This window comes from Curtobacterium sp. 24E2 (assembly GCF_016925595.1).
Lineage (GTDB): Bacteria > Actinomycetota > Actinomycetes > Actinomycetales > Microbacteriaceae > Curtobacterium.
Map to the genome: position 1 here is coordinate 3,434,333 of NZ_CP068987.1, position 23,464 is coordinate 3,457,796.

The window sequence follows — 23,464 nt, forward strand, 5'->3', positions numbered from 1 at the left end:
GCTACTGGCCGCTGCGCTCCCGCCGGCGGACCACGAGCGTGCCGATGCCCTGCACGACGAAGAACAGGCCGCTCGCGATGACCAGCACCGCTGTCAGGAGCCCGGCAACCGTTGCACCGTCGAACACGAGGGGCGCGACGCCCACGGCGACGAAGATCCCGCCCATCACGATGACCACGACCGGGTTCGGGGCGATGAAGAACCGGCGGCCACCGTTCGCATCGGCGATGGCACGGTCGCGAGCCTGCGGGACGGCGTCCGGCGACCGACCCGCGATCCGGTCTGCACGGCGCCGCAGCGCTCGGAGGACGAGCCACACGACGAGGCCGATCACGATGCCACCGAGGAGCGCGGCCCACTCGGCCAGGCCGAGGAAACCGAGGACGACCCGCGCGAGGAAGCCGGCCACGATGCCGACGACCATCGCCGTGGTGGTCCGGTCGGTTCGACCGTCGACGCCCGTCACGTAGCCGGGGCGGCGGGCGTAGGGATCGTGCTCGTCGGCGGGTCTCTCATCGACACGTTCGGTTGCCATGGGTCGAACCTACCGATCGCCGGACGGCTCGTGGCCAACGCCTAGGGTGGGCGGGTGATGGACGACGGGCGCGCACGGGCGGCACTGGCGGGGGTCGCGGCGACCGGGTGGGGCGACGCCGAGCCGCTCGTCGAACCGGGCGGCACGGCCAGCCCGCGGCACGCCGCCGTCCTGATGCTCTTCGGCGCGCTCGACCGCACCCCCAGCGACCGCCCGGCCGTCGCCGCCGACGTCCCGCGTGACCTGGACGTCCTGCTGCTCGCCCGCGCCACGACCCTGCGCGCGCACCCGGGCGAGGTCGCGTTCCCCGGTGGACGGATCGACCCGGGCGATGCCGACGCCGTCGCCGCTGCCCTCCGCGAAGCACACGAGGAGACCGGGCTCGACCCGATGGGCGTCGAGGTCCTCGGCACGCTGCCCGCGGTGCCGCTGGCGTTCTCGAACCACCTGGTGTGCCCGGTGCTGGGGTGGTGGCGGGAACCGTCGCCGATCCGGGTCGTCGACGAGCGCGAGTCGGCCGCGGTCTTCCGGGTCCCCGTGGCGGACCTGCTCGACCCGGCGAACCGCGGGGTGACCGTGATCCGCCGGGGCCGTCAGGAGTGGCGCGGACCGGGCTTCACCGTGGACGACCACGGCGGCCACCTGGTGTGGGGGTTCACCGCGATGCTGCTGGATGCGCTGTTCGACCGGCTCGGGTGGACCGAGGACTGGGACCGGACGCGGGAGCTTCCCTCGACCGTCGGCACTGACGACAGCAGGGTCGACCAGCGGGAACGACAGCGGATCAGCACGGACGGCGTCCACCGCGTGGGCGACGGCCCCGATGACGACGACGTCGCCACCGAGCGTCGACGCCACCAGGTCGGGCACGGGGTCGAAGTGCCAGCCGTCGAGCAGCGCACGGGCCCGGTCGATGACGGCGACCGCAGGCTGGGCGATCGCACCGGCGACCACCACGCGGTCGATGTCGAGCAGGCTGGCGAGCAGGACGCAGACGCGGGCGAGCCGATCGCCGAGCCGGTCGACGATCGTCAGCGCCAGGGCGTCGCCGTCCTGCGCCGCTCCGAACACGGCGGAGGCACCGGCGTCCACCGCGAGCGGACTGCCCGGGCGGACCTCGCCCGCAGCGACGGCCTCGGCGACCAGCGTCCGCGCCGTCGCGCCGATGCCGTCCGACGACCCCACGCCCTGGACGATGTCGAGCACGCGCATCTCCCCCGCGCCGCCGTGGGTACCTCGGAGCAGCACTCCATCGACCACGAGGCCGCTGCCGAACCGCTCGCCGGAGAGCAGCGCGGCGAACGAGGCGTCCCCGAGGACGGCCGCTCGGCGAGTGCGGCGAGGTTCGCGTCGTTCTCGACGACGACGCGGCCGTGCGGGACGGCGCCGGCGAAGCCCGGGTTCATCCGGTCCCAGAAGCCACCGTCGCCCGGCGATGCGCCGCCGGCGTCGACCGGCGCGGGGATGCCGACGACGGTGACCAGGACGCGGGAACGATCGGCACCGGCGGCGGCGAGCGCGTCGTCCACGGTGTCGGCGAGGACTGCGAGCCGGACGGGGACCTCGAGTCCCGACTCCCCGAGTGCCCCTTCGGCGCGACCGAGCACGGTGCCGCGCGGGTCGGCGACGATGGCGGTGACCCGGTGCTGTCCGGCGTCCACCCCGACGACGACCCCGGCGGCGGTGTCGAGTTCGTAGCGACGGGCAGGCCGACCGATCCGGTACTCCCCGGCGGCACGGGCGTCGTCGAGCTCGTGGAGCCAGCCGAGCCGGACGAGTTCCTCGCACGCGGCCAGCACGGTCGAGCGGGTCAGGCCGGTGGCGTCGATGGCCTCGGTCGCGGTGAAGGCGCCAGCGTCGAAGGCGTGCGCGAGCAGTGTCTCGGCGCTCGTTCGACGGGGTGGCGGCATGCCGTGACCTTATCGCGCAACGAGTTCCTTGCGTAATTAGATTTTGTCGATAGATTTAGTCTCGCAGTCGGCATCGGAGCCGATCGCAGGACGGAACGGCAGGGCTGCCGGGTCCGGACGGACGGAGACGACGTGCAACCACACGCCACGACCAGGACGGCGGCATCGGTGAGTCGACGCTCGTTCCTGCTCGGAGCCGGCGGCATCGCCAGCGGGCTCGCGCTCGCCGGGTGCGCCCCGATCGGGTCCTCGAGCGCCAAGCCGGAGACCATCACGTTCTACGTCTCGAAGCCCGAGGTCATCGGGTACTTCGACGGCGTCATCGCGCAGTTCCACGACAGCCAGTCGAAGGTGCGGGTCGTCCGCGACTCGACCTCGAGCATGTCCGCGAACTTCGTCCGGAACCGGCCGCCGGACCTCGGCTGCTGGAACTACAACTTCTCGGTCGTGCCATTCGTCGAGCACGGAGCCCTGACGGACCTCTCCGACCTGTCGCAGGCCGACACGATCAACCCGGACCTGTGGCCGCTCATGCAGCAGACCGCCGACTACCCGGGCCGCAAGAGCGCGCTGCCGTACTCGGTGACCGCCGCCTCGGTGATCTACAACAAGGCACTGTTCGCCGACCTCTGCGAGCGCCTGCAGCAGGCCGGCATCGCCCCGATCTACGGGACCTTCAAGGACAACTGGACGATCGCGCAGGGCATGTTCGACTACACGGTCGGCGGTGCGATCGACACCCCGAAGACGTTCGACGCCCTGCGACGCGAGGGCACGAGCGTCGGCAAGGACTCGTCGGTCTCGTTCGAGAAGGACCTTCGGACGCCGATGGAACGCATGACCCAGCTGCGGGCGTGGCACCAGGACGGTGTCGCCAGCCGCGGGTACGGCGACGGCAACCTCGCGTTCGCACAGGGCAAGGCCGCGATGTACCTGCAGGGGCCGTGGGCGCTCGGCGAGATCGCCAAGACGAACAAGGACATGGACCTCGGCACCTTCCCGCTGCCCGTCACCGACGACGCCGCGGACAACAAGGTGCGGGTGAACGTCGACCTGGCGCTCTGGATCCCGGAGGCGTCCCGCAAGCAGGAGGCCGCCCGCGAGTTCCTGACGTTCCTGATGCAGTCGAAGGTCAATGACGAGTACAACGCCGACAACAACGGCTTCGGTGTCCGGAAGGACGCTCCCCGGCGTCGAACCCGGCGCTGACCGGCATGCAGTCGTACTACGACGACGCCGCCTTCTACCTCGGTGCGTCGCAGCTCATCCCCGCCGAGATCCCGGTCGCGAACTACGCGCAGTCGATCGCCTTCGGCGGCGACCCGCAGCGCCAGCTCCGCACCCTCGACGCCGACTGGGCGCGTCTCGCGCTCCGCACGGCCGCGTAAGGAGACGTCCCATGGCAACCACGACCACCGAAGCCATCACGACGGCGGACCGCCGCCGACGTGGCGGAACCGCCCCGGGCCTCCAGTCCGTCACCCACAAGCGGAAGCGGATCGAACCGCTCTTCCTCGCCTTCCTGCTCCCCACCCTGCTGCTCTTCACGCTCGCCATCACGCTGCCGGCCGTGATGGGCATCGTGCTCAGCTTCACGAACTCCGTCGGCTTCGGTGAGTTCCGCTTCATCGGTCTCACGAACTACGTCGCGGTGTTCTCCGACCCCGCGATCCTGCAGGCGTACCTGTTCACCCTCGGGTTCTCGCTCGTCACCGTGATCGTCGTCAACGCGGTCGCGTTCCTGCTCGCCATCGCCCTGACTTCGAAGATCCGCGGCAAGATCGCCCTCCGCGCGGTGTTCGTGCTGCCGATGGTCATCTCGGGCATCGTCATCGCGTACGTGTTCTCGTTCCTGTTCGCGAACAGCCTGCCGGCCCTGGCCAGTGCGATCGGCTTCGGTCCGCTCGAGCAGAGCATCCTGGCGAACCCCGACCTGGCGTGGGTCGCCATCGTGATCGTCACCGCGTGGCAGGCGATCCCGTCGACGCTCCTCATCTACATCGCCGGGGTGCTGTCGATCCCCGGCGAGGTCTACGAGGCAGCGGCCCTCGACGGCGCGAGCGCGTGGCGTCAGCTGATCTCGATCACCGCGCCGCTGACGGCCGGCTACATCCTGATCAACCTGGTGATCGGGTTCAAGAACTTCCTGAACTCGTACGACATCATCGTCGGCCTGACCGACGGTGGCCCCGGCACCTCGACCACGAGCGTCGCGATGTCGATCTTCAAGGGCTTCAACGGCGGCGACTACGCCTACCAGATGGCCAACGCCACGATCTTCTTCATCATCGCGGTCGTCATCGCCGTGATCCAGCTGCGGGCGACCCGCGGGAAGGCAGCGCTCTGATGACCATCCAGACACCCCTCCGTCCGGGGACGACGAAGACGGGCAGCATCAGATCGGTCGACGCCGACCGAACCGCCGGCCGCCGCGGCGGCAACGCCAACTGGCCCGTCACCGTCGTCCTCGTGCTCTGCGCGCTCTCGATCCTGGTGCCGCTCTACGTCACCCTGACGATGGCGTTCAAGACGACCGGCCAGGCCGTCGACGGCAACGCGTTCTCGCTGCCGGCACCGTTCAGTGTCGACGGATTCGTGCAGGCGTGGGAGCTCACCGACTTCCCGCGGGCGTTCGGTGTCTCGGTGCTCGTCGCCGCGATCACCGTCGTCGGCACGATCCTGCTCGCGTCGTTCACGGCGTTCGCGATCGCCCGGAACTGGGACCGTCGGCTGTTCCGCTGGTCGTTCTTCTACCTGCTCGCCGCCATGTTCCTGCCGTTCCCGGTACTCGCGCTCTCGCAGGTGAAGCTCACCGGACTCGCCCACCTGGACAACCCGTTCGGCGTCGCACTGCTGCACGTCATGTTCCAGCTGTCGTTCAGCGTGCTGCTGTTCACCGCGTTCCTGCGGTCGATCCCGGCCGAGCTCGAGGAGAGCGCCCGCATCGACGGCGCGAGCACCGGTCAGGTGTTCTGGCGGCTCGTGTTCCCGCTGCTGGCACCGATGAGCGCCACCGTCGGCATCTTCGCGTTCCTGGCGTCGTGGAACGACTTCGTGATGCCGTCGCTGATCACCTCGGACCCGGCGTTGCAGACCCTGCCGGTGCTGCAGCAGATGTTCCAGACCCAGTTCAGCAACAACTACAACGTGTCGTTCGCCTCGTACCTGATGGCGATGGCCCCGGCGATCATCGTCTACCTCGTCACCCAGCGATGGGTGATGGCCGGTGTGACCCAGGGGGCCATCAAGTGAGCAAGACGACCGACCCGGCCGGCACGACCGACCCGGCCGGCACGACCGAACCGACCGTCACCGCCACGAACCCCGCGAACCCCACGAACCACGAAAGGCCCGTCGTGACCGACACCCTCGCCCAGCCCGCCACCACCAGCGCCGACGAGACCTGGTGGCGCCAGGCGAGCGTCTACCAGATCTACCCCCGCTCCTTCGCGGACGCGAACGGCGACGGCATCGGCGACCTGCCCGGCATCACCGAGCGCGTGCCGTACCTGGCGTCGCTCGGTGTCGAAGCCGTCTGGCTCAGCCCGTTCTACCCATCCGCGCTGGCCGACGGCGGGTACGACGTCGACGACTACCGCGACGTCGACCCGAGGCTCGGCACGCTCGACGACTTCGACCGGATGGTCGAGGCGCTGCACACCGCCGGCATCCGGGTGATCGTCGACGTCGTGCCGAACCACACGAGCGACCGGCACGAGTGGTTCCGCGAGGCGCTCGCCGCGCCGAAGGGCTCCCCGCCCGCGACCGCTACGTCTTCCGCGACGGCACCGGGCCGTCCGGCGAGCAGGCTCCGGCCGACTGGATCTCGATCTTCGGCGGCCCGGCGTGGACCGCGGTCGGCGACGGCCAGTGGTACCTGCACTCCTTCGCCAAGGAGCAGCCCGACCTGAACTGGGCGAACCGCGAGGTCCGCGACGACTTCCTGCACACCCTGCGCTTCTGGTCGGACCGCGGCGTCGACGGCTTCCGCATCGACGTCGCCCACGGGCTCGCGAAGGACCTGCCGTCCGGAGCCCTGCCGACCTGGGCGGAGCTCGCCGAGATCCCGAAGGACGGCTCGCACCCCTGTGGGACCGCGACGACGTGCACGAGATCTACGCCGAGTGGCGGACCGTGTTCAACGAGTACACGCCGGCACGCACCGCGGTCGCCGAGGCCTGGGTCGCCGCCGACCGCCGCGCCCGGTACGCCAGCGCCGACGGTCTGGGGCAGGCGTTCAACTTCGACCTGCTCGAGGCCGACTTCGACGCCGGGTCGTTCAAGGAGATCATCGAGTTCAACCTCGGTCTGGCCGAGCAGTCCGGCTCGTCGACCACGTGGGTGTTCTCGAACCACGACGTGGTGCGGCACGCGACCCGCTACGCGCTGCCGGCGCGGAACGGCTCCCCGACAAGCAGGGCGGCGCGTGGCTGCTCGCCGGCGGGTCGCAGGACGCGCTCGACCGCTCGCTGGGGCTACGCCGTGCGCAGGCCGCGACCCTGCTCGAGCTCGCGCTGCCGGGCTCTGCCTACCTGTACCAGGGCGAGGAACTCGGCCTGCACGAGGTCGGCGACATCCCCGACGCCGACCGCCAGGACCCCGCCTTCTTCCGCAACCCGGGCGTCGACGTCGGCCGCGACGGCTGCCGTGTCCCGATCCCGTGGATCCGGTCCGGCCCGTCGTTCGGCTTCGGTTCCGGGACCGCGCACCTGCCCCAGCCGGCGTGGTTCGCGGACGCCAGCGTCGAGGCCGAGGACACCGACCCCGACTCGACCCTGAACCTGTACCGGAAGGCCCTCGGGCTGCGCGGGCAGCTGCAGTCCGAGGAGCACCTGGAGTGGCTCGAGACCGGCCGCGACGACGTGCTCGCGTTCCGACGCCCGAACGGGTGGACGAGCGTGACGGTGTTCGGTGACGAGCCCTACGAACTCCCCGCCGGCGAGCTGCTGCTCGCCTCGGCGCCGGTGGCAGACGGTGCTCTCACGGGCGTGGGGACGGCCTGGTTGCGTTCCTGACGCAGGGTGCGCGTCGTGGACGCGACCAGGTGGCGGACGGGAGGCTCGTGGTTGGCAGGCCACGGGCCTCCCGCCCGCAGTGGGGTCACCATCTCGGGTCGCGACCGGCATCCGAGACGTCAGCCGCTGCCGGTAGGGTCGCCGCATGAGCGGGGCGACCATCAGCGTGCAGGACTTCGTCATGCGGTTCGGGGACCGGAACGTGGTCGACGGACTGTCGTTCGACGTCGCCGCCGGCGAGACGTTCGGCCTGCTCGGCAGCAACGGTTCCGGCAAGACCACGACGATCCGTGCCCTGCTCGGCATCACCACCCCGACCGCGGGCACCCTGACCATCGACGGCCAGCCGTACCGGCCCGCCACCGGCGGCATCGGGTACCTGCCAGAGGAGCGCGGGCTCTACCGCAAGGAATCCGTCATCGACGTGATGTCCTACTTCGGACGGCTCCGCGGGCTCCGGGGTCCCGAGGCGACGGCCTGGAGCATGGACTACCTGGCACGCGTCGGCCTGGCCGACCGTGCCAAGCTCCGCGTCGACAAGCTCTCCGGCGGGCAGCAGCAGAAGGTGCAGCTCGGCATCACGATCATGGACCGGCCGCGGCTGCTCATCCTCGACGAACCCACGAAGGGCCTCGACCCCGTGAACCGACGGCTGCTGCTCGACCTGGTCGACGAGCGGAAGGCCGACGGTGCGACCGTCATCCTCGTGACCCACCACATGGACGAGGTCGAACGGCTCTGCGACCGGATCCTGCTGCTCAAGGACGGCACCGCTGCCGCCTACGGGTCGATCCCCGACGTGCAGGACGCCTTCGGCGGCGCCGTCGCTCGGGTCGGCCTCGACGGACCGGTCCCCCGCTCGCCGCTGTACAAGCTCGCGCGGCACGAGGGGCACGTCGCCTACCTCGTGCCGACGTCCGCCGCCGCGCCGGACGGTGCCGACATCCTCGCCGCACTCGTGGCGGACGGTGTCCGCGTCACCGCGTTCGAGATGCGTCGGATCCCGCTCGACGAGATCTTCGTGCAGGTCTACGGCCACGACGCGCTCGCCGCCGCGGGGGCAGCAGCGTGAGCCGCCTCGGCACCGTCGTCCGGTTCGAGTTCGTCCGCGCGGTGAAGAAGCCCGCGTTCTGGATCGGCACGCTCGCGCTGCCGGTCGTCATCGTCATCGTGTCCCTGCTCGTCGGCATCGGACAGGCAGCCGGCACCGACTCGGTCGTCTCGGGCTCGTCGGCCACGAAGACCCCGTTCCGCTACGTCGACCACTCCGGGCTGGTGTCCGAGTCCGTCGCGGCGAAGTGGGGCGGGTCGCCGTCCACCGACGCCGACGCCGACCGAGCCGCCGTGCGTTCCGGCACCCTCGATGCGTTCATCGAGTTCCCCGCGTCACCCTCCTCCGCCGCGATCCGGGTCGACGCCGCCGACCGCGGCCTGTTCGCGAACGGCGGCTACTCGTCGCTCGCCGAACGGGTGCTCGAGCAGAGCGTCGCCGCGACCGTCGACGACCCCGAGACCGTCGAACTCCTGCGCTCCCCACCGGCCACCGACGTCACGACCTACGCCGACGGGCAGGTCGCGCCGGGCTGGCTGTCGATCGTGCCGCCGTTCCTGTACGTCGCCGCCTTCTTCGGACTCGTCATCCTGCTCGCGGCACGCATGGTGACCGTCGTGGTCGAGGAGAAGGAGAACCGCATCTCCGAGATGATCCTGACCGCCGTCACCGCCGGCGACCTGATCCGCGGCAAGGTCATCGCGATGCTGCTCGTCGGGTTCGTGCAGGTCGGGGTGTTCGTCATCCCGGGGCTGGTCGGGATGCTCGCCGTCCTGCCACTCGTCGCCTCGCAGCTCGGCGGGCTGACGATCGACCCGTGGCGCATGCTCGTCGGCGCGCTGCTGCTCGTCGGCGGCGTGCTGTTGGCGTCCGGGCTGTTCGTCGCCGTCGGTGCCGCGGTGCCGTCGATCAAGGACGCCTCGGCACTGCAGTCGGCCGCGATCTTCGCCCTGATCATCCCGCTCTACGCGGCGTTCTTCGTGATGACCACCCCGACGTCGCCCGTCGCCGCGTTCTTCACGTACTTCCCGACGTTCACACCCATCACCGCCATGGTGCGGAACGCGGTCGGCTCGTTGAACGTCGTCGAGTCGGTTGTCTGCATCGTCGAGGTGTTCGTCGCCGCCGGCCTGCTGCTCTGGTTCGCCGAGTACCTGTTCCGGCACTCGGTCGCGCAGTACGGGTCGAAGGTGACGCTGCGGCAGATCGCGTCGTGGCGACGACGGTCGGTCTCCCGCTAGGGACGGCTCTGGGGTTCCCGCTCGGGTTCGCGTGCGGCCTGCTGGTGCTCCGCCGATCGCTGGCGCTGCGGCGTCTCGCGCTCGGGAACGTCGGCGTCGAGGTCCCACGACGGCAGCTCGTGCTGCTTCCAGCCCTGTCGGAGCGTCCGGACCGACCGGTCGAACTCCACCATGACGTCGATGTGCGGCCGGACGAGCATCTGGATCTGCAGTCCCTCGTACACCGCGAGCAGCTGCGTGGCCGCCTGGTACGCCGGGATCGCCGACTCCTCGGTACCGTTGTCGAAGTCGCGCTGCAGACCGTTGCTGAGCTGCTCGACGTACTCGTCGAAGCGTTTGCGGAACAGCTCGGCGAAGCCGGACTCCGAGCTCGCGACGGTGATCACCCCGCGAGGACCCGGACGAGCCCCGGGTCGGCGACGTCCTCGGCCAGGGTCAGCCGGACGTGGTCGATCGTGCACGCCGGCGGAGCCTTCCGACGGGTGCCACGCAGCTGTGTCCACCGGTCGTACGTCACCAGCAACAGGGCTTCCCACGCGGGGAACAAGCGCTCCACGGTCTCGAGCGGGATGCCCGCGACCTCGGCCACGACCGAGGCGTCGACCGCGTCGAAGGGGTGCAGCCGGTAGGCGCGGATCGCTCCGCGGACGGTGCGCTCGGCGAGGGATTCATCGTCCTCGACGCGTTCGCCGTGCAGGGGTTCCATCCGACCATCCCATCGTGTGCGGTACCCCATTGTCTCGTCCCAGAGCGGGGGCCGTCACATCCGCGCCGGATCGGCGTGGACCGGATCGAAGTGGGCGGGCCGTTCAGCCGAGTCTTCAGCCGACCGTGACGGGGGCCGCCGCGGGCTTCACCCGCTGCTTCGCCCAGACGAAGAAGCCGGTCAGCGTGAAGACGCCGTAGAAGACGTACATGAGGCCCGACGCGTAGTACCCGGCCGAGAACAGGAGCGGGACACCGACCAGGTCGACCGCGACCCAGATGAGCCAGAACTCGACCCAGCCCTTCGCCATGCCGTAGGTCGCGAGCAGCGAGCCGACGAAGATCCACGCGTCACTCCACACCGGCTCGTACGACCCGAGGGCGCGGAACACCGGGGTGAGCAGGGCGGTCCCGCCGACCATGCCGACGACCAGCAGGAGGCGGGTCCGCCACGACGCCCAGTGCGGTTCGATCACGGTGGACGTGTCGTCGGGGCGGTGGGTCCAGCGGTACCAGCCGTAGATGCTCACGATGATGAACATCACCTGGCGGCCAGCCTGCCCGAGCAGGTTGACCGGGTTCGGGGTGTCGAACAGCGCGCCCATGAAGACGGTGAACAGGAGCGCGTTGCCGACCAGACCGACCGGCCACGCCCAGACCTTGCGGCGCATCCCCCGAGCGCACTCAGCAGCCCGAAGACGTTGCCGATCACCTCGCGCCAGAGCACCGTCTGGTCGCCGATGACGATCTGCGCGTCGAACAGCCAGCGCACGATGCCCATGGGCCCTCCTCGTTTCCGGTCGGTGCAACGGCCGGGGGACGTCCCGCATTCCAGTGACGATCGGGGTACAAACATGTCCTCCACAGGGTGGACAAAAATCACCCCCGTTTTGGGTCCATGCGAAAGCATGTTCCCACTTGTCCGCACTTTGGGGGACGAGTAGCGTCGTCACCAGAGCGAGTCCAGCCCGCCCGAGCAGCAGATCTGCGCTCCGGAGCCCGGCGACCGTTCTCGGCAAAGGTCAGCCGCGACCCCTCACCCGCGAGGTCGATGACACCGTCCCACCGGCACGACGACCCGAATCACGAGCCGGTGGTGCTCAGCGCGCCCCGAAGCGCAGAACGGACCACTCCCCCATGCACAAGATCGTCACCGGCACCATCGCCGGCGCAGCCGGCATCGCCCTCCTCCTCGGTGGAGCAGGCACCTTCGCCCTCTGGAACGCCAGCGCCTCCAGCGCCGCGTCCTCGGTGAGCTCCGGCACGCTGACCCTCAGCGCGAACAACGACGGCGCCTGGACGGACATCACGAACGGCCGCTCGACCGCGATCAACCCCACCACCGCCCTGATGGTGCCGGGCAACACGTTCCAGTTCACGCAGACGCTGAACATCGGCGCGACCGGCCAGGACCTCAAGGCGAACCTGACCTACGCCAGCCAGTCCATCACCGGCGACTCCGCACTCCTCGCCGCGACGCAGAAGACCCTCGCCGTGACGTCCTCGAGCGCCACCGTCGTGCAGTCGACGTCGAACGCGAACACCTTCGTCGTCTCGCCGTCGGCGTCCACCTCGGCCGTCAAGGTCGTCTTCACGATCACGCTGCCGTCCTCGGCGACGACCGGGCAGAACGGATCGATCAACGTCGGCGCCCTGGCCTTCACCCTCACCCAGACCGCGATCGGTTCCTGATCCACCGATCGCACTGACGCGGGCCACGACCGGCCCCTGATCCGCCGGTCGCGGCCCGCCCGGGTCCTTGTGGCCCGTCTGGGCCCCTTGTGGTCCGTCTGGGCCACGTGTGGTCCGCACCAGCAGAGGCTCACGAGCACCAGGGGACGCACATGACCGGGACACCGACGACGGCGGGCCGCCACCGCGCGGCGCGACGCCACCGGTGGGTCCTGCCCGTCGCACTCGCCCTGGTCGTCGCGGTCGCCACGGCACTGCTCGGCGTCGGCGGGACCTACGCCCTCTGGAACGGCACCGCCAGCACCGCGGCCACCACCGTCAAGTCCGCGACGGCGACGATCACCGTCGGCACCCTGTCGACGATGAACACGACCGTCCTCGGACCGGGTACCGGAGTCACCGGCACCTTCGCCGTGAAGAACACCGGCTCGATCCCGCTGTCGATGCGCGTCGCCACGACGTCCACGAAGGTCGCCTCCGCGACGAACGCGTCGTCGGCGGCCGTGCTCGGCGAGCTGACGCTCCGACTGACCAACGTGTCGTCGGCGGCGGCCTGCACCGCCGGGCTGTCCGGCGCGAGCGGCCGTCTCGCCGCCTTCGACACCGGCGCCAGTTCGTTCACGCTGCAGCCCGGCGCGAGCACGGTCGGCTGTGTCGAGCTGGTCCTCGACGCCGACGCGCCGCAGAGCGTGTCCGGAGCCGTCACCGACTTCACCCTCACCGTCACCGGAACGCAGGTCTCCGCATGAACCGCCGCCTCCGACTCGTCGTCGCCGTGCTGCTCACCGCCGTGTTCGTCGGCGGCGGATCGAGCGCCGCCTGGGCACTGTGGAGCGCGTCCGGCACCACGGCCGCGAGCGTCACGATCGGCAAGGTCTCCGCCTCGATCGCCGGCACGAGCGCGCTGACCACCACCTTCTCGTCCACGGTGACGTCGGTCACGAAGCCGATCACGCTGACCAACTCCGGTTCCCTCGCTGGCACCGCGACGACCACCGTGTCCGTCGTCTCCGGTAGCTCGACCGCACTCGCCCAGGCGGTCACCGTCGTCGCGTGGCCCGTGGCCTCGACAGCAGCGTGCACGACGAGCACCGCGGTCGGCAGCGGCTCGGTCACCGGCACCTGGGCGTCGCTGCCGAGCATGACGTCCAAGCTCGCCGCCGGCGCCTCGGCCATCTGGTGCACTCGCAGCACGCCCAAGTCCTCGGCGCCGGCGTCCGCCACGGCCACCGTGAACGTGAACCTCACCGTGGCGAGCGGCAGCTGGACCTCGGGCGTCGTGCAGGGCGGCTTCACCCTGACCACCCCGGCGACGGCCGCGGACACCGGTCCCGCTCTGGTCTGCACGGACCACGACGGCTGGTACGTCGAGGTGCGCTGGGACGCCGCGAACCGACCGAAGGACACCTGGTACGGCGCCTTCGTCGGCACCACCGCGGTCGGCCAGAAGGCGCAGGACTACTCGGCGTTCATCACCATCGCCCCGAACGACGTCCCGGCGAGCGCCGGCACCTCCGGGACGCTCACCGTGACCGTCAAGGTCCTCGACAGCGCCGGCAACCCGACCTCGACCGTCGCTGGCAGCGGCCCGGTCACGCTCTTCACGCAGAACAACGGCGCGGCGATCCGGTGTGGCGCATGACCCGCGCGACCGCCCGTCCCGAACGTGCCGAGCGCTCCGGCGCGCGCGCCGTCGTGCACGCCGTCGTCCTCGGCGTGAGCACCGGACTGCTCCTGCTCGTCGCGGCCCTCGCCGTCGTGCTCATCGTGGTGCCCAAGGCCACCGGCTCGATGCCGCTGACGGTCTTGACCCAGTCGATGGAGCCGACGCTGCCCCCGGGCACCCTGCTCGTCGTCCGTCCCACCGCCGTCGACGACATCGAGGTGGGCGACGTCGTCACCTACCAGATCGTCTCCGGCCAGCCTGCCGTCATCAGCCACCGCGTGGTCTCGGTGTCCTCGGCGTCGAACGGCGAACGCACCTTCGTCCTCAAGGGCGACAACAACGCGGAGGCCGACCCGCACCCCGTCTCCGCCGCGCAGATCCGGGGCCTGGTCTGGTACAGCATCCCCGAGATCGGTGTCGTCAACCAGCTCGTCAACGGGTCGCGGAGCTGGCTCATCCCGACCGTCGCCGGGGTCCTGTTGGCGTACGGCGGCGTGATGATCACCATCGGCACCGTCGCGGCCGCCCGCCGGCGACGTTCGACGACCGGCCACGGGCGACGTGCGACGTCCGGTCGCGGGCGGCGTGCGACGTCCGGTCGCGGGCGCCGCAGCGCATCGCACCGGGGCTCAGGGCAGGCCCCGGTCTAGGCTCGGTGGACGTGACCGACGGAGTGCAGCGAGCGAGAGAACTGCTCGACGACGCCGCACGACGGCTCCGTTCCGCCGGGGTACCGGACGAAGCGCTCGGCGAGTACGCGCAGCCGAGGGCGGTGCTCGGCATCCGCCGCGAAGCGACCATGCGGTCCCTCGGCCGTGTGTGGCGCGTCGGTGCCCTGCTCATCGGTTCGTCGCTCGAGTCCGGCGGTCGGGTCTGGGCCACCGGGTCGATCACCCGTGTGACCGATCCAGGCCGAGCGCAGTTCCAGTCGGTCTCGGCCGAGGTCCGTCGGGCCTACCGCGCTGCTGCGGCGAAGGGACACTTCGCGGCCGGCGACACTGTCAACCACGGCGCCACGGCGGTCGCGTTGGACGGAACGCTCGTCGGCTCGACCGGGGTGCTCTTCGTCGAGGACGACGTGCCGCTCGTCCGCTGGTCACCGGCCGCGGGCTCCGCCGTCCCGCTCGCCGACTACCTGGCCGATCGCGTCGGGTTGCTCGTCGAACCGCCCCGGGGTGCGACCGACTGACCCGCTATCGTGAAGGCATGGACGGACAGCAGCCGCGCGAACGACGCAACCCCTGGTGGGCGGTGCTGCTCGTCTTCATGTTCGGGGGCGTGCTGTCGCTGGTCGCCGGCCGGATGCTGCCCTGGCAGGACCAGGATCGCCAGGACCCCGACTACTGAGGCGGGACAGCGGCCGGAGCAACGATGCGGTGCTCCAGCCGCTCGGGCTTCAGTGCACGCCCCTGGGCGGCGGGTTCACGTCGTCGTCGGAGCGGACGCTCCGCCGGAAGGCTCGGGGCAACCACGTGATCGCGGCACCGACGATGACCGCGACGATCATGCCGACCGCGATCACGCCGGTCGACCCGGCCCCGTAGTTCGACCACGGCAGCCCGAGCGCCCACTGCGCCGCGGGGCCGAGCACGAGCAGCGCGGCGGCTGGGACGACGACGACGAGCAACGACCGGGTGCCGCTCCAGGCCGGGTTGCGGAGCACGAGGATGCCGGCCAACGCCGCGGCCGCCAGGGCGCCGTAGAACCAAGAAGCGCCGGACATGCGCCAGCCGTCGTACGCGAACCAGTCCCGGACCGAACGAACTGTCTGAGCCCATGCGTGCCGATCCGGGCCGCCTCGCCCCGAGACCAGGGGCAACGGCCAACCGATGACAGCGAGGAGCCCCGTGATCGCGCTCCCCACGCCGAGCAGCACCATCCAGAACCGCGGCCCGACGGCGGGCTCGACGTCGAAGTCGGGGATGCTCACGCGGAAGACGCTACCGGGCAGGAGGCGCGATCCGGCCGCACCGGGTGCGTTCAGTCGGACTCGTCGTGCCGGTACGGCCCCGATGCGCCGGCGAAGAAGACGACCTGGGCGCCAACGCCGACATCGGCTTGGATGCGCGCCGCCGTCCGGAGCCCGACGGCGCGGGTCTCGGCATCACCGAACGGCGTCCCGACTCGTTCGGTGAGGGCACGCCAGTGCACGATCGCCTTGGCGGTGCCATCACCAGTGCCCGCGGCGCGTGCCGACCGGACGTCTCGCTCCCCGTCACGCAAGAACTCGACATCGGTTCCGAGTCGTGCACTCGGCAGCACGACGGCAGTACCCGCCTCGGCCACCGTGTCGATGCCGCCGCCGGCTCCGCACCAGACATGAGCGTTGTCACCGAGCTCGAGTTGCACACGGCTCGCGAGCACGAACGCTTCGACGCGATGAGCGTCACGGACCGCTCCGGACGGCCAGTCGAAGTCGGGCTCCCCGCGGGAATCGAAGACGTCGTTCCACGCCCTGAGGTCGTCGCGTAGCGGCCTGCTCAGCCCGAGACCTCCCGCATCAACGCTCCCGATGCACTCGCGCGACCCGCGGAACCAGAGCGGGGAGTCGTCGACCATGTACTCGGCCATCACGAGGACGATCGCGCTCACCACTCGCCCAGCGTACGACGCCAGAACGGGAGGGTGCGGGCGCGGCCGGCGTGCACGACACTGTGATCGACATGAATGCCTCGTCTGTGCACGACCGCCTTCGCCGCCGCCGATGGAGTTGCGTCATCGGGCTGACGCTCGTGATCGTGGTGTCGCTCACAGCCTGCTCCGGCCGTGCGACGCCGGTCGACGACGCTTCCGCCTGGATGGAGAACGTCCAGGATCGGTGGGCCGAACAGCCCGGCGAACTCGGCGCTGGTGCCGGGACCAACGACGCGTCGAGTCGGCTGTCCCTGGGCATCGCAGACGGCGGCGAGCGCGCACACGTCCGCGTGTCCGTCGCCTGCCAGGGACACGGAACCATCCGTATGGCCGTCTGGGGCGGTCGCATCGCCGACGGCGCAGACACCGGCAGGGAGCTCGCCGCGCGCTCGGTCCAGTGCGGCCACGACGAAGACCTCTACGTCGAGACGTCGGCCGACTCGATCACCATCGGGCCCACGTCGGGCGACTCGACTGTCAGCTGGTACGCCGCCGCCTACGCCGACCGCGCAGCCGCGGCGCGCTGAGCGGAGCGTCCACCAGCCGATCGGCTCCTCGACGGACCAAGTGGATCGCGACCACCGCGACATCGTCTTCAGTGACGACGTCGCGACCCGCGACGGTCAAGCCGAAGGCGAGGCTCCACCGCGTGAGCCGAGCTTGTGCAGACTGCGGAGGCCATGGATCCACCGGCGCGGAACGGTCTACCCGTCCCCGCACGGCTCAGACGGGCGTGACGTCGTGCGCACGGAAGAAGTAGCCGTCCTGCCCCGGTGGGTACGGCTCGACGTCGAACCGAACGCGATCCCCGGGCTGGAGCGTGTGACACCCGTCCATGCTCAGGTTCGAGAAGTGCGCGAACACCTCCGACTCGACATCGTCCGAACGGAGCGCACCCCATCCGTCTTCATCGCTCCACCAGACGCACTCGCCTTCGACGTTCTGCACGAGGGCACGTTACCGCGCAGCGTGGTCCGGGCAGATCGCCGATGCTCGCCTCAAGGCCAGTCTCCTCACGCAGTTCGCCGCTGATCTGACGCGCATCTGGCTGGCGCACCACGAAACGCCCGGCCGTGCTGCACAGCCCGGCGTCGCGGTGTCCCGATCGACGATCGGCAGCCGGACGGTTCGGCTGCTTGGGCGGGCTTTCGTTCGTTGGGCAGGCTTAGGCTGACGCCATGCGCCCAGAGGACGAGCCGGAGCGCCCGCGGTCGGACAGAGTCGTGATGCCCCGGCGCCTGTACGAGTCGATCTTCGGGTCCGCGTCGGGAGTCACTCGTCCGTCACTTGTCCCACGAACGCCGACGCCGCCGGTGCCGCCCGAGGACACGGTGCCAGCCCTCAGGGAAGGGGAGACAGACGTCTGGCTCACCGAGTGGCAGATCGAGGAAGACGGCTACGTCGCAGCGGTCGGCGATGAGATCGCCTGGGCGTTGTACGCGATGGACCAGCTGTGGGTCGGCCGCATCCTCAAGGTGCCCCGAAACGTCCCGCTGCAGCTCGACTTCTCCGCCGACGAACTCACCGAAGTGGATCGAGCGTCTCGGAGAGACCTCCGCGGAACCATCCTTCGCATCGACCAGGTCTCGGTGCGGTTCGTCAACGATCCGGACAGCCGTGGCGTCTCCGTGCCCGAGACCCATGGCGGACAGCAGCACAGCGTTTCGTCACTGTCCGACCGCCGACCGCACCGCGGCGAGATCATCGGATGGATCGTCCGCGTCCGAAGCTGATGAGTACCTCGTCCGCGGCGACGCTGCCGTCCGGAAGCCGGTTGCTCGCCGAGCGCTCGGAAGCAGTAGCTTCAGCGAATGGACACCGTCAGCGCGAAAGTACTGGGCACAGGTGCGATCGTGTTCGGGCTCATCTTCATCGTGACGTCGATCGTGCGCTTGAGTCGTCCAGACCTCGACGTCCTGCTCGCGGTTCTGAACATCGTCTTCGGCGCCCTCTTGCTCTACACCGGCTTCAGACTGTGGCGGTCCGCTCTTCGCGGAACGAAGCGCGACCGTTAGGCGATCCTGGTGACCTCCTCCAGGTAAGAGGCCAAGCCGATCCTGTCGATCTGTTCGAAGCCACCACACCCCGGTCGCGTTCAAGATCGTGGTGATGACGAAGAATGCCACGACGACGCCGATGACGACCCAGGCGCCGGGAGTCAGCTGTCCGCGAGGCTCATCGTCTTGGCCCACCTGGAAGCAAGGATGTAGCTGCAGCCAATGCACAGAAGCACCGCAAGGATGCCGAGCACTGGACTGCCCTGCCCCTCCGTGGAGGATGTTGCAGAGAGCATGCGGTCACGCTACAAGGTGGATGCGGCGGGTTGTTCGGTCGATCAGCGGACGAGTGGGACGGTTGTCTCGATGGGGCCAGAAGCTGGACGTGCTGCCGTCAGGTGTGAAGCCGTTCCGTCGGTAGAACGAATGAGCGCGCGGGTTGTCGGCGGCGACCCAGAGCGATGCCGGTCGTCCACCGAGCGTGGCGTCGAGAAGCGCCTGACCAGCTCCGCCTCCGTGCGCACGCGCGAGGACGTAGAGCATGGTGAGCTCTTCAGGGCGGCCAGCGTCGGGCTCCGGGGTGGCTTGTACGGCGGCGAACCCGACGACGCCCGTCTGGTCCACCGCGACTGCGGTGGAGAACGTCGCGTGGTCGAGGTTCGAGCGCCACATCTCGCTACGCCGATCGACGTCGAACCAAGGGTTGGCATCTGGGTCGTCGACGAGGTGACCGTAGGTCTCCCGCCAGGATGCGGCGTGGACGCGTCCGATGCTCTCCGCGTCATCGGCGACTGCCGGTCGGATCACCACGGCGCGCAACTGGCGTTCTCCCATGTCCTGACCGTATCGATCACGGGTGTCTCGGGGTGGGAATGCGTCTCACACGCCGGTGGGCCGCCGGGACGGCGGCCGCCATTGTCTGCGTGACCAACTGGCTGACCCTATTCAGAATCGCAAGGATGATCTTCGGCCCCGCCGATGCTGCCGGGAAGGTCATCGTCGCGGTGGCCCTCATCGTCCCCGGGTTGCCCGGGAGCGACGTCGCGGCCACGCTCCCGCATCACGATCCGGTGACGAGCTCCGTGCGCTCCCCCGCGCTCTGTCAGGATGCCGCTCATGGGGGACCACAGAACGACCGCATCGGTGACCGGAGCGCTGCTCGCGCTGATCCTGCTGACGGGCTGCGCCACCGAGAGCGGCCCGGCCTCCGGCGGCCCGTCGACGAGCAGCGCGCAGACCGGCACCACGACCAGAGAGCCGACGGGCGCCGCGGGCACGTACGCCGCTTCCGGGGACGGCGCCGGCCCCGGCGCCGACAGCCCACCGCAGTACGGGCTCAACGAGCGGCACCACGACCGCACCGACCTGAGCGCGGAGTCGGCGGCAGCGCTCGACGTCGCACGTGCTCAGGTGGTGCGGGAGGTCGCCGCGGAGCCGACCCCGGTCCTGCAGCCGGCGATCGAGGGGATCCTCGACGGCGTCGGAGCACCGAACCGCTGGATCGTGACGACGCAGACCGGCGAGAAGGTGCTGTTCGAGGCACAGGTCGAGATGTCCGGGTGCCTGATCGGCGAGGTCCAGCGGGACGGCACGGCCGAGGTCACGACCGCGGGCTGGGTCCTCGACGGCGGATGCCACGCCCTCGACGGGCACTGAGCCCCCGACAGAACCTACTCTTGTCGGATGCTCTCCCGACGCGACGCCGCCGTTCGACTCGACATCACCCTCGAGATGGCGACCCACCACGGAATCCCCTCGCGTCTCAGCGAAGCCGAACTCGACGCGATCGAACAGGATCCGCCCGCATGGCTCGCGCAGTCGCGGGCGAACCGGACGGGTGCCAAGAAGGTCTGGGTCCGCCTCGAGTGCGTCGTCTGCGCGTTCGCCGAAGAAGCGCGGCCGAAGAAGTGGTGGCCCGAGTGGGACTACCTGATGTGCGACTACCACGAGCCGTACCAGGCGCCGGAACCGACCGCGGGGCTCACCCGGCGTGAGGTCGAGGGGATCGGCAGCCGGTTCATCGCCCTCGTCGACGAACGCCCCTGACTGACAGTTCGACCCGACCCGCTGGGTACGGTCCACCCATGCCCACCGAACGTCGTCGCCTGGTCCTGCCGGGCCAGTACGGACCCCTGTTCGACGACGGTGGCCCAGCCCTCGTCGTCGAGGCACGCGAGTTCTTCACCGCTCGCCCTGTCCACCGGGCGAAGGCCCACCTGTGGCTGAGCGCCCTGCGCCACCGCGCCCACGAACTCGGTGACCGTGCCGAGCACGTCCAGGTCGACACCCTCCGCGAAGCGTTGACCGGCCGCGACGACCTCGAGGCGATCGATCCGCCGTCCCGCACCCTCCGCGCGCAGATCCGGCACTGGGGCCGGGGCACCGTGGTCCTGCCGAGCCGCGGCTTCGTGACCGACGAGGACGAGTTCGCGGAGTGGGCGACCCAGGGCACGGGTCGGTTCCGCATGGAGGACCACTACGAGCGTGTCCGGCGCCGCGAGGGCTGGCTGCTGCGCGACGGCAAGCCGATCGGCGGGAAGTTCAGCCTCGACGACCAGAACCGCGAGCCGCCGCCGAAGGGCTCGACGACCCTCGGGCTGCCCGAGCCCTGGTGGCCGGAAGAGGACGACATCGACGACCAGGTGCGGCACGATCTGGACCGGTGGGAGCGGGACGGCACCGCCCGGTTCGTCGGCCGCGACGACACCCGTCGGTTCGCGGTGACGGCGGACGAGGCCCAGCGTGCGCTCGACGACTTCGTCGCGGTGCGCCTGGGCGACTTCGGGCCGTTCGAGGACGCCACGTTGACGAACGACTGGACGATGGCGCACTCGCTGCTCAGCGTGCCGATGAACCTCGGAGTGCTCGATCCGCGGCAGGCGATCGACGCTGCCCTCGAAGCACACCGCACCGAGGCCGCCCCGCTCGCCAGCGTCGAGGGCTTCGTCCGCCAGGTCGCCGGATGGCGGGACTACGTCTGGCACCTCTACTGGTGGTTCGGCGACGACTACGGAGCGTCCGAGAACGCCCTCGGCGCGCACGGACGGCTGCCCGACTGGTGGCGCGAGCTCGACGCGTCCGAGATCGACGCCGTCTGCGTGCGGACCGCGATCGAGGGCCTGCACGACCACGGCTGGCTGCACCACATCCAGCGCCTCATGGTGCTCGGCAACTGGGCACTGCAGCGGGGCTACGACCCGGTGCACCTGACGGAGTGGTTCACCGACGTGTTCGTCGACGGCACCGACTGGGTGATGCCCGCGAACATCATCGGCATGTCCCAGCACGCCGACGGCGGGATGGTCGCCACCAAGCCGTACACGTCGGGCGGTCGTTACATCGACCGGATGTCGGACCACTGCGGGGGCTGCCGGTTCGACCCGACGAAACGGGTCGGGGATGACGCCTGCCCGTTCACGGCCGGGTACTGGGCGTTCCTGTCGCGGGTCGAACCGGCACTCCGTGACAACCACCGGATGGCCCGCCCGCTGCAGCAGATGCGGTCGCTGGCGGACCTCGACGAGGTCGTCGCGCAGGAGGCCCGTCGCACCTTGCCGTGACGTCACCCGGTCCCGATAGGGTCGTGAGCGTGAGCAACGAGGCATTCGACGACCGCTACGAGCTGCGCGAGTTCGCGCCCGGGACGGATCACGAGGGGGCACCGAACGCCGAGACGGCTGCGTGGATGCAGGCCGTCGGCCTCGGCTTCCACGAAGCCGATCCGGACGCCGAAGGTGCAGCGCGCATGGCGTCCCACTTCATCGCCGACGAGGAGACCTTCCTGGGCGTCTACGTCCGGAAGCCCTTCCCCGGTTCCGTCGACGAGACCTGGCCCGCCGGCACCTTCACGTGGTTCCGCAAGGCGCTGAGCTGGGGCGACGGTTCGTCCGTCGACACGCAGGCCATCTCCGCGGTCACGGTCCGACCCACCGAGCGTCGCCGCGGCATCCTGCGCCGCATGATGACGCACGCGCTCGAGCGCGGTGTCGCCGAGGGCTACGCCGTGGCGTCCCTGACCGCGTCCGAGGGCACGATCTACCGCCGCTTCGGCTTCGGCAGCGCGATCCGTGAGCGTGCGGTGCGCGTGCGTCGCGAACGCGCACTCCCCCTCCTCGCCCCGACGTCGGGCTCGGTGTCCGTCGTCACGCCGCAGTGGCTCGCCGACGGCCCCGGCAAAGCGGTCTTCGAGCGCTTCCACACGCGCACGCCCGGCTCGATGGTCCGCAACGCGGGCACCTGGCCGGTCGTCTTCGGACTGCTCGGCAACGACGGGCAGAAGGCGAAGGACGTCCGTGCGGCGGTGCACCGTGCCGAGGGCACCGACGAGATCGACGGCTACGTCACCTGGCGCGTCAAGGAGGACCGGGGTTCCGACACCGCACTCGAGATCGTCGACCTGGTCTACGCGGACGACCAGGCCTACACGGCACTGTGGGAGTTCCTGCTGTCGATCGACCTGAACGACGTCGTGAAGTACAACCGCTCGCGGCTCGACGACCCGATCGTCGCGGCCCTCGGCGACAACCGCGCCTACGACGTCGACCACGAAGAGGACCACGTCTGGCTGCGCGTCCTCGACGTGGCCGCGGTGCTCGAGTCGCGGCCGTTCGCCGTCGACGGCTCGCTGACACTCGCGGTCACCGATGCGCTCGGCCACACGACCGGCACGTACCGGCTGGACGTCCAGGAGGCCCGTGGCAGCGTCACGCGCATCGCCGACGACGCCGACGTGGCCGGTTCCGACGTCCAGCTCGACGTGGCAGAACTCGGTGCGCTGCTCATCGGCTCGGTCTCGCCCGTCACCCTGGCCGCCGCCGGCCTGGTCCGCGCTGCCGACCCCGCGTCGGTCGAGCTGCTGCGCGCGATGCTCCTGCCCCCTCGGACCCCGCACGGCATCACCTACTTCTGATCCACCGCCGGGGTCGTCGCTCGGTGCCGAGTTGTTCACTCGGTGCGAGGTTGTTCTCCCGCACGGAGTGAACAACCTCGCACCAGCCGCCCCCACACGACCGCGCGTG

The 23,464-nt window shown here is 70.3% G+C and carries 27 protein-coding genes and 3 pseudogenes; 21 read left to right on the forward strand and 9 right to left on the reverse strand.

Translation table 11 applies throughout. The features are described from left to right. Window position 1: 1 nt before the first annotated feature. Window positions 2-535: a hypothetical protein gene (locus JN350_RS16810; RefSeq protein WP_205462901.1), complete on the reverse strand. Its 534-nt coding sequence runs from the start codon at window positions 533-535 to the stop codon at window positions 2-4. Between the two features lie 57 nt (window positions 536-592). On the opposite strand from JN350_RS16810, the pseudogene JN350_RS19850 reads away from it, so the two are divergent. After that, window positions 593-1,264, forward strand: a pseudogene (locus tag JN350_RS19850) (NUDIX hydrolase); the annotation flags it as partial. Between the two features lie 302 nt (window positions 1,265-1,566). On the opposite strand, the gene JN350_RS21195 reads toward JN350_RS19850, so the two are convergent. Then, window positions 1,567-2,445: a hypothetical protein gene (locus JN350_RS21195; protein ID WP_461964501.1), complete on the reverse strand. Its 879-nt coding sequence runs from the start codon at window positions 2,443-2,445 to the stop codon at window positions 1,567-1,569. 132 nt (window positions 2,446-2,577) lie between these two features. Between JN350_RS21195 and JN350_RS16825 the strand changes: the two genes are divergently transcribed. The 7 genes and pseudogenes from JN350_RS16825 (at window position 2,578) to JN350_RS16850 (ending at window position 9,752) form a co-directional block, all read left to right on the forward strand. Next, window positions 2,578-3,654 (forward strand): ABC transporter substrate-binding protein, encoded by a 1,077-nt coding sequence (locus JN350_RS16825; RefSeq protein ID WP_461963240.1) that lies wholly within the window; start codon window positions 2,578-2,580, stop codon window positions 3,652-3,654. Window positions 3,655-3,659: 5 nt separating this feature from the next. After that, window positions 3,660-3,833, forward strand: a complete 174-nt coding sequence (locus JN350_RS21200) for a hypothetical protein (protein ID WP_461963242.1) — start codon at window positions 3,660-3,662, stop codon at window positions 3,831-3,833. A gap of 11 nt (window positions 3,834-3,844) precedes the next feature. Continuing rightward, window positions 3,845-4,792: a carbohydrate ABC transporter permease gene (locus JN350_RS16830; protein ID WP_205462904.1), complete on the forward strand. Its 948-nt coding sequence runs from the start codon at window positions 3,845-3,847 to the stop codon at window positions 4,790-4,792. Then, the gene (locus tag JN350_RS16835; protein WP_123291961.1) at window positions 4,792-5,697 is read left to right on the forward strand and encodes a carbohydrate ABC transporter permease; all 906 of its coding nucleotides are present in this window, start codon (window positions 4,792-4,794) and stop codon (window positions 5,695-5,697) included. Before JN350_RS16830 ends, JN350_RS16835 begins: the two co-directional genes overlap by 1 nt. A 104-nt stretch (window positions 5,698-5,801) precedes the next feature. Continuing rightward, a pseudogene (locus JN350_RS16840) lies at window positions 5,802-7,460 on the forward strand (glycoside hydrolase family 13 protein). A 145-nt stretch (window positions 7,461-7,605) separates the two neighbouring features. Continuing rightward, window positions 7,606-8,532 (forward strand): ABC transporter ATP-binding protein, encoded by a 927-nt coding sequence (locus JN350_RS16845; RefSeq protein ID WP_123338726.1) that lies wholly within the window; start codon window positions 7,606-7,608, stop codon window positions 8,530-8,532. Continuing rightward, a complete protein-coding gene (locus JN350_RS16850) occupies window positions 8,529-9,752 on the forward strand; it encodes an ABC transporter permease (protein ID WP_205462905.1) in 1,224 nt (407 codons plus the stop codon). The genes JN350_RS16845 and JN350_RS16850 overlap by 4 nt, the downstream gene beginning before the upstream one ends. On the opposite strand, the gene JN350_RS16855 is transcribed toward JN350_RS16850, so the two are convergent. The 3 genes and pseudogenes from JN350_RS16855 to pnuC all read right to left on the reverse strand — a co-directional run bounded on the left by JN350_RS16855 (window position 9,749) and on the right by pnuC (window position 11,238). Continuing rightward, a complete protein-coding gene (locus JN350_RS16855) occupies window positions 9,749-10,138 on the reverse strand; it encodes a hypothetical protein (protein WP_205462906.1) in 390 nt (129 codons plus the stop codon). The genes JN350_RS16850 and JN350_RS16855 overlap by 4 nt on opposite strands. Further along, window positions 10,135-10,458, reverse strand: coding sequence for a hypothetical protein (locus JN350_RS16860; RefSeq protein ID WP_205462907.1), 324 nt, complete (start codon window positions 10,456-10,458; stop codon window positions 10,135-10,137). The genes JN350_RS16855 and JN350_RS16860 overlap by 4 nt, the downstream gene beginning before the upstream one ends. Window positions 10,459-10,573: 115 nt before the next feature. Beyond that, window positions 10,574-11,238: pseudogene (gene pnuC, locus JN350_RS16865) on the reverse strand (nicotinamide riboside transporter PnuC). 356 nt (window positions 11,239-11,594) lie between these two features. On the opposite strand from pnuC, the gene JN350_RS16870 reads away from it, so the two are divergent. From JN350_RS16870 to JN350_RS16895, 6 genes are all read left to right on the forward strand, one after another. Further along, window positions 11,595-12,149 carry an alternate-type signal peptide domain-containing protein gene (locus JN350_RS16870; protein ID WP_205462908.1) on the forward strand — a complete coding sequence of 185 codons (555 nt, stop codon included), beginning with the start codon at window positions 11,595-11,597 and terminating at the stop codon, window positions 12,147-12,149. Window positions 12,150-12,301: 152 nt separating this feature from the next. After that, window positions 12,302-12,898, forward strand: coding sequence for a TasA family protein (locus JN350_RS16875; protein ID WP_205462909.1), 597 nt, complete (start codon window positions 12,302-12,304; stop codon window positions 12,896-12,898). Then, on the forward strand, window positions 12,895-13,791 hold the full coding sequence (locus tag JN350_RS16880) for a hypothetical protein (RefSeq protein WP_205462910.1): 897 nt from the start codon (window positions 12,895-12,897) through the stop codon (window positions 13,789-13,791). Before JN350_RS16875 ends, JN350_RS16880 begins: the two co-directional genes overlap by 4 nt. Then, the gene (locus JN350_RS16885) at window positions 13,788-14,465 is read left to right on the forward strand and encodes a signal peptidase I (protein ID WP_205462911.1); all 678 of its coding nucleotides are present in this window, start codon (window positions 13,788-13,790) and stop codon (window positions 14,463-14,465) included. The genes JN350_RS16880 and JN350_RS16885 overlap by 4 nt, the downstream gene beginning before the upstream one ends. Before the next feature lie 11 nt (window positions 14,466-14,476). Next, complete coding sequence (locus JN350_RS16890; RefSeq protein ID WP_205462912.1) at window positions 14,477-15,004, forward strand: hypothetical protein; 528 nt, start codon at window positions 14,477-14,479, stop codon at window positions 15,002-15,004. Window positions 15,005-15,021: 17 nt separating this feature from the next. Beyond that, window positions 15,022-15,162 carry a hypothetical protein gene (locus JN350_RS16895; RefSeq protein WP_165901085.1) on the forward strand — a complete coding sequence of 47 codons (141 nt, stop codon included), beginning with the start codon at window positions 15,022-15,024 and terminating at the stop codon, window positions 15,160-15,162. Between the two features lie 49 nt (window positions 15,163-15,211). On the opposite strand, the gene JN350_RS16900 is transcribed toward JN350_RS16895, so the two are convergent. Together JN350_RS16900 and JN350_RS16905 are read right to left on the reverse strand one after the other, a co-directional pair. Continuing rightward, the gene (locus JN350_RS16900; RefSeq protein ID WP_205462913.1) at window positions 15,212-15,745 is read right to left on the reverse strand and encodes a hypothetical protein; all 534 of its coding nucleotides are present in this window, start codon (window positions 15,743-15,745) and stop codon (window positions 15,212-15,214) included. 50 nt (window positions 15,746-15,795) lie between these two features. Further along, the gene (locus JN350_RS16905) at window positions 15,796-16,407 is read right to left on the reverse strand and encodes a hypothetical protein (RefSeq protein WP_205462914.1); all 612 of its coding nucleotides are present in this window, start codon (window positions 16,405-16,407) and stop codon (window positions 15,796-15,798) included. A gap of 71 nt (window positions 16,408-16,478) precedes the next feature. Between JN350_RS16905 and JN350_RS16910 the strand changes: the two genes are divergently transcribed. Continuing rightward, window positions 16,479-16,976, forward strand: a complete 498-nt coding sequence (locus JN350_RS16910; RefSeq protein ID WP_205462915.1) for a hypothetical protein — start codon at window positions 16,479-16,481, stop codon at window positions 16,974-16,976. Between the two features lie 196 nt (window positions 16,977-17,172). Here the strand turns inward: JN350_RS16910 and JN350_RS16915 are convergent, their stop codons facing one another. Beyond that, window positions 17,173-17,397, reverse strand: coding sequence for a cold-shock protein (locus tag JN350_RS16915; protein ID WP_205462916.1), 225 nt, complete (start codon window positions 17,395-17,397; stop codon window positions 17,173-17,175). 365 nt (window positions 17,398-17,762) lie between these two features. Between JN350_RS16915 and JN350_RS16920 the strand changes: the two genes are divergently transcribed. Both JN350_RS16920 and JN350_RS16925 read left to right on the forward strand, forming a co-directional pair. Continuing rightward, window positions 17,763-18,182 carry a DUF6578 domain-containing protein gene (locus tag JN350_RS16920; RefSeq protein ID WP_205462917.1) on the forward strand — a complete coding sequence of 140 codons (420 nt, stop codon included), beginning with the start codon at window positions 17,763-17,765 and terminating at the stop codon, window positions 18,180-18,182. A gap of 78 nt (window positions 18,183-18,260) precedes the next feature. Beyond that, window positions 18,261-18,464, forward strand: coding sequence for a hypothetical protein (locus JN350_RS16925; RefSeq protein WP_205462918.1), 204 nt, complete (start codon window positions 18,261-18,263; stop codon window positions 18,462-18,464). A 282-nt stretch (window positions 18,465-18,746) separates the two neighbouring features. Here JN350_RS16925 and JN350_RS16930 read toward each other — a convergent pair whose 3' ends face one another. Then, window positions 18,747-19,280 (reverse strand): GNAT family N-acetyltransferase, encoded by a 534-nt coding sequence (locus tag JN350_RS16930; RefSeq protein WP_205462919.1) that lies wholly within the window; start codon window positions 19,278-19,280, stop codon window positions 18,747-18,749. A gap of 282 nt (window positions 19,281-19,562) precedes the next feature. On the opposite strand from JN350_RS16930, the gene JN350_RS16935 reads away from it, so the two are divergent. From JN350_RS16935 to JN350_RS16950, 4 genes are read left to right on the forward strand one after another with little or no spacing between them, the layout of a single operon-like run. Beyond that, entirely contained in the window at window positions 19,563-20,102 is a 540-nt protein-coding gene (locus JN350_RS16935) for a hypothetical protein (RefSeq protein ID WP_205462920.1), read from the forward strand. A gap of 27 nt (window positions 20,103-20,129) precedes the next feature. Then, window positions 20,130-20,492 carry a hypothetical protein gene (locus JN350_RS16940; RefSeq protein WP_131879510.1) on the forward strand — a complete coding sequence of 121 codons (363 nt, stop codon included), beginning with the start codon at window positions 20,130-20,132 and terminating at the stop codon, window positions 20,490-20,492. Between the two features lie 38 nt (window positions 20,493-20,530). Further along, entirely contained in the window at window positions 20,531-22,006 is a 1,476-nt protein-coding gene (locus tag JN350_RS16945) for a cryptochrome/photolyase family protein (protein WP_205462921.1), read from the forward strand. A gap of 29 nt (window positions 22,007-22,035) precedes the next feature. Then, a complete protein-coding gene (locus JN350_RS16950; RefSeq protein WP_205462922.1) occupies window positions 22,036-23,355 on the forward strand; it encodes a GNAT family N-acetyltransferase in 1,320 nt (439 codons plus the stop codon). Window positions 23,356-23,464: the final 109 nt, after the last annotated feature.

What these genes read in the sequence shown, in the direction of transcription:
- JN350_RS16810 (WP_205462901.1), bottom strand. Translation starts at nt 535, where the DNA reads ATGGCAACCGAACGTGTCGATGAGAGACCCGCCGACGAGCACGATCCC.
- JN350_RS21195 (WP_461964501.1), bottom strand. Translation starts at nt 2,445, where the DNA reads ATGCCGCCACCCCGTCGAACGAGCGCCGAGACACTGCTCGCGCACGCC.
- JN350_RS21200 (WP_461963242.1), top strand. Translation starts at nt 3,660, where the DNA reads ATGCAGTCGTACTACGACGACGCCGCCTTCTACCTCGGTGCGTCGCAG.
- JN350_RS16830 (WP_205462904.1), top strand. Translation starts at nt 3,845, where the DNA reads ATGGCAACCACGACCACCGAAGCCATCACGACGGCGGACCGCCGCCGA.
- JN350_RS16835 (WP_123291961.1), top strand. Translation starts at nt 4,792, where the DNA reads ATGACCATCCAGACACCCCTCCGTCCGGGGACGACGAAGACGGGCAGC.
- JN350_RS16845 (WP_123338726.1), top strand. Translation starts at nt 7,606, where the DNA reads ATGAGCGGGGCGACCATCAGCGTGCAGGACTTCGTCATGCGGTTCGGG.
- JN350_RS16860 (WP_205462907.1), bottom strand. Translation starts at nt 10,458, where the DNA reads ATGGAACCCCTGCACGGCGAACGCGTCGAGGACGATGAATCCCTCGCC.
- JN350_RS16870 (WP_205462908.1), top strand. Translation starts at nt 11,595, where the DNA reads ATGCACAAGATCGTCACCGGCACCATCGCCGGCGCAGCCGGCATCGCC.
- JN350_RS16875 (WP_205462909.1), top strand. Translation starts at nt 12,302, where the DNA reads ATGACCGGGACACCGACGACGGCGGGCCGCCACCGCGCGGCGCGACGC.
- JN350_RS16880 (WP_205462910.1), top strand. Translation starts at nt 12,895, where the DNA reads ATGAACCGCCGCCTCCGACTCGTCGTCGCCGTGCTGCTCACCGCCGTG.
- JN350_RS16885 (WP_205462911.1), top strand. Translation starts at nt 13,788, where the DNA reads ATGACCCGCGCGACCGCCCGTCCCGAACGTGCCGAGCGCTCCGGCGCG.
- JN350_RS16895 (WP_165901085.1), top strand. Translation starts at nt 15,022, where the DNA reads ATGGACGGACAGCAGCCGCGCGAACGACGCAACCCCTGGTGGGCGGTG.
- JN350_RS16910 (WP_205462915.1), top strand. Translation starts at nt 16,479, where the DNA reads ATGAATGCCTCGTCTGTGCACGACCGCCTTCGCCGCCGCCGATGGAGT.
- JN350_RS16925 (WP_205462918.1), top strand. Translation starts at nt 18,261, where the DNA reads ATGGACACCGTCAGCGCGAAAGTACTGGGCACAGGTGCGATCGTGTTC.
- JN350_RS16930 (WP_205462919.1), bottom strand. Translation starts at nt 19,280, where the DNA reads ATGGGAGAACGCCAGTTGCGCGCCGTGGTGATCCGACCGGCAGTCGCC.
- JN350_RS16935 (WP_205462920.1), top strand. Translation starts at nt 19,563, where the DNA reads ATGGGGGACCACAGAACGACCGCATCGGTGACCGGAGCGCTGCTCGCG.
- JN350_RS16940 (WP_131879510.1), top strand. Translation starts at nt 20,130, where the DNA reads ATGCTCTCCCGACGCGACGCCGCCGTTCGACTCGACATCACCCTCGAG.
- JN350_RS16945 (WP_205462921.1), top strand. Translation starts at nt 20,531, where the DNA reads ATGCCCACCGAACGTCGTCGCCTGGTCCTGCCGGGCCAGTACGGACCC.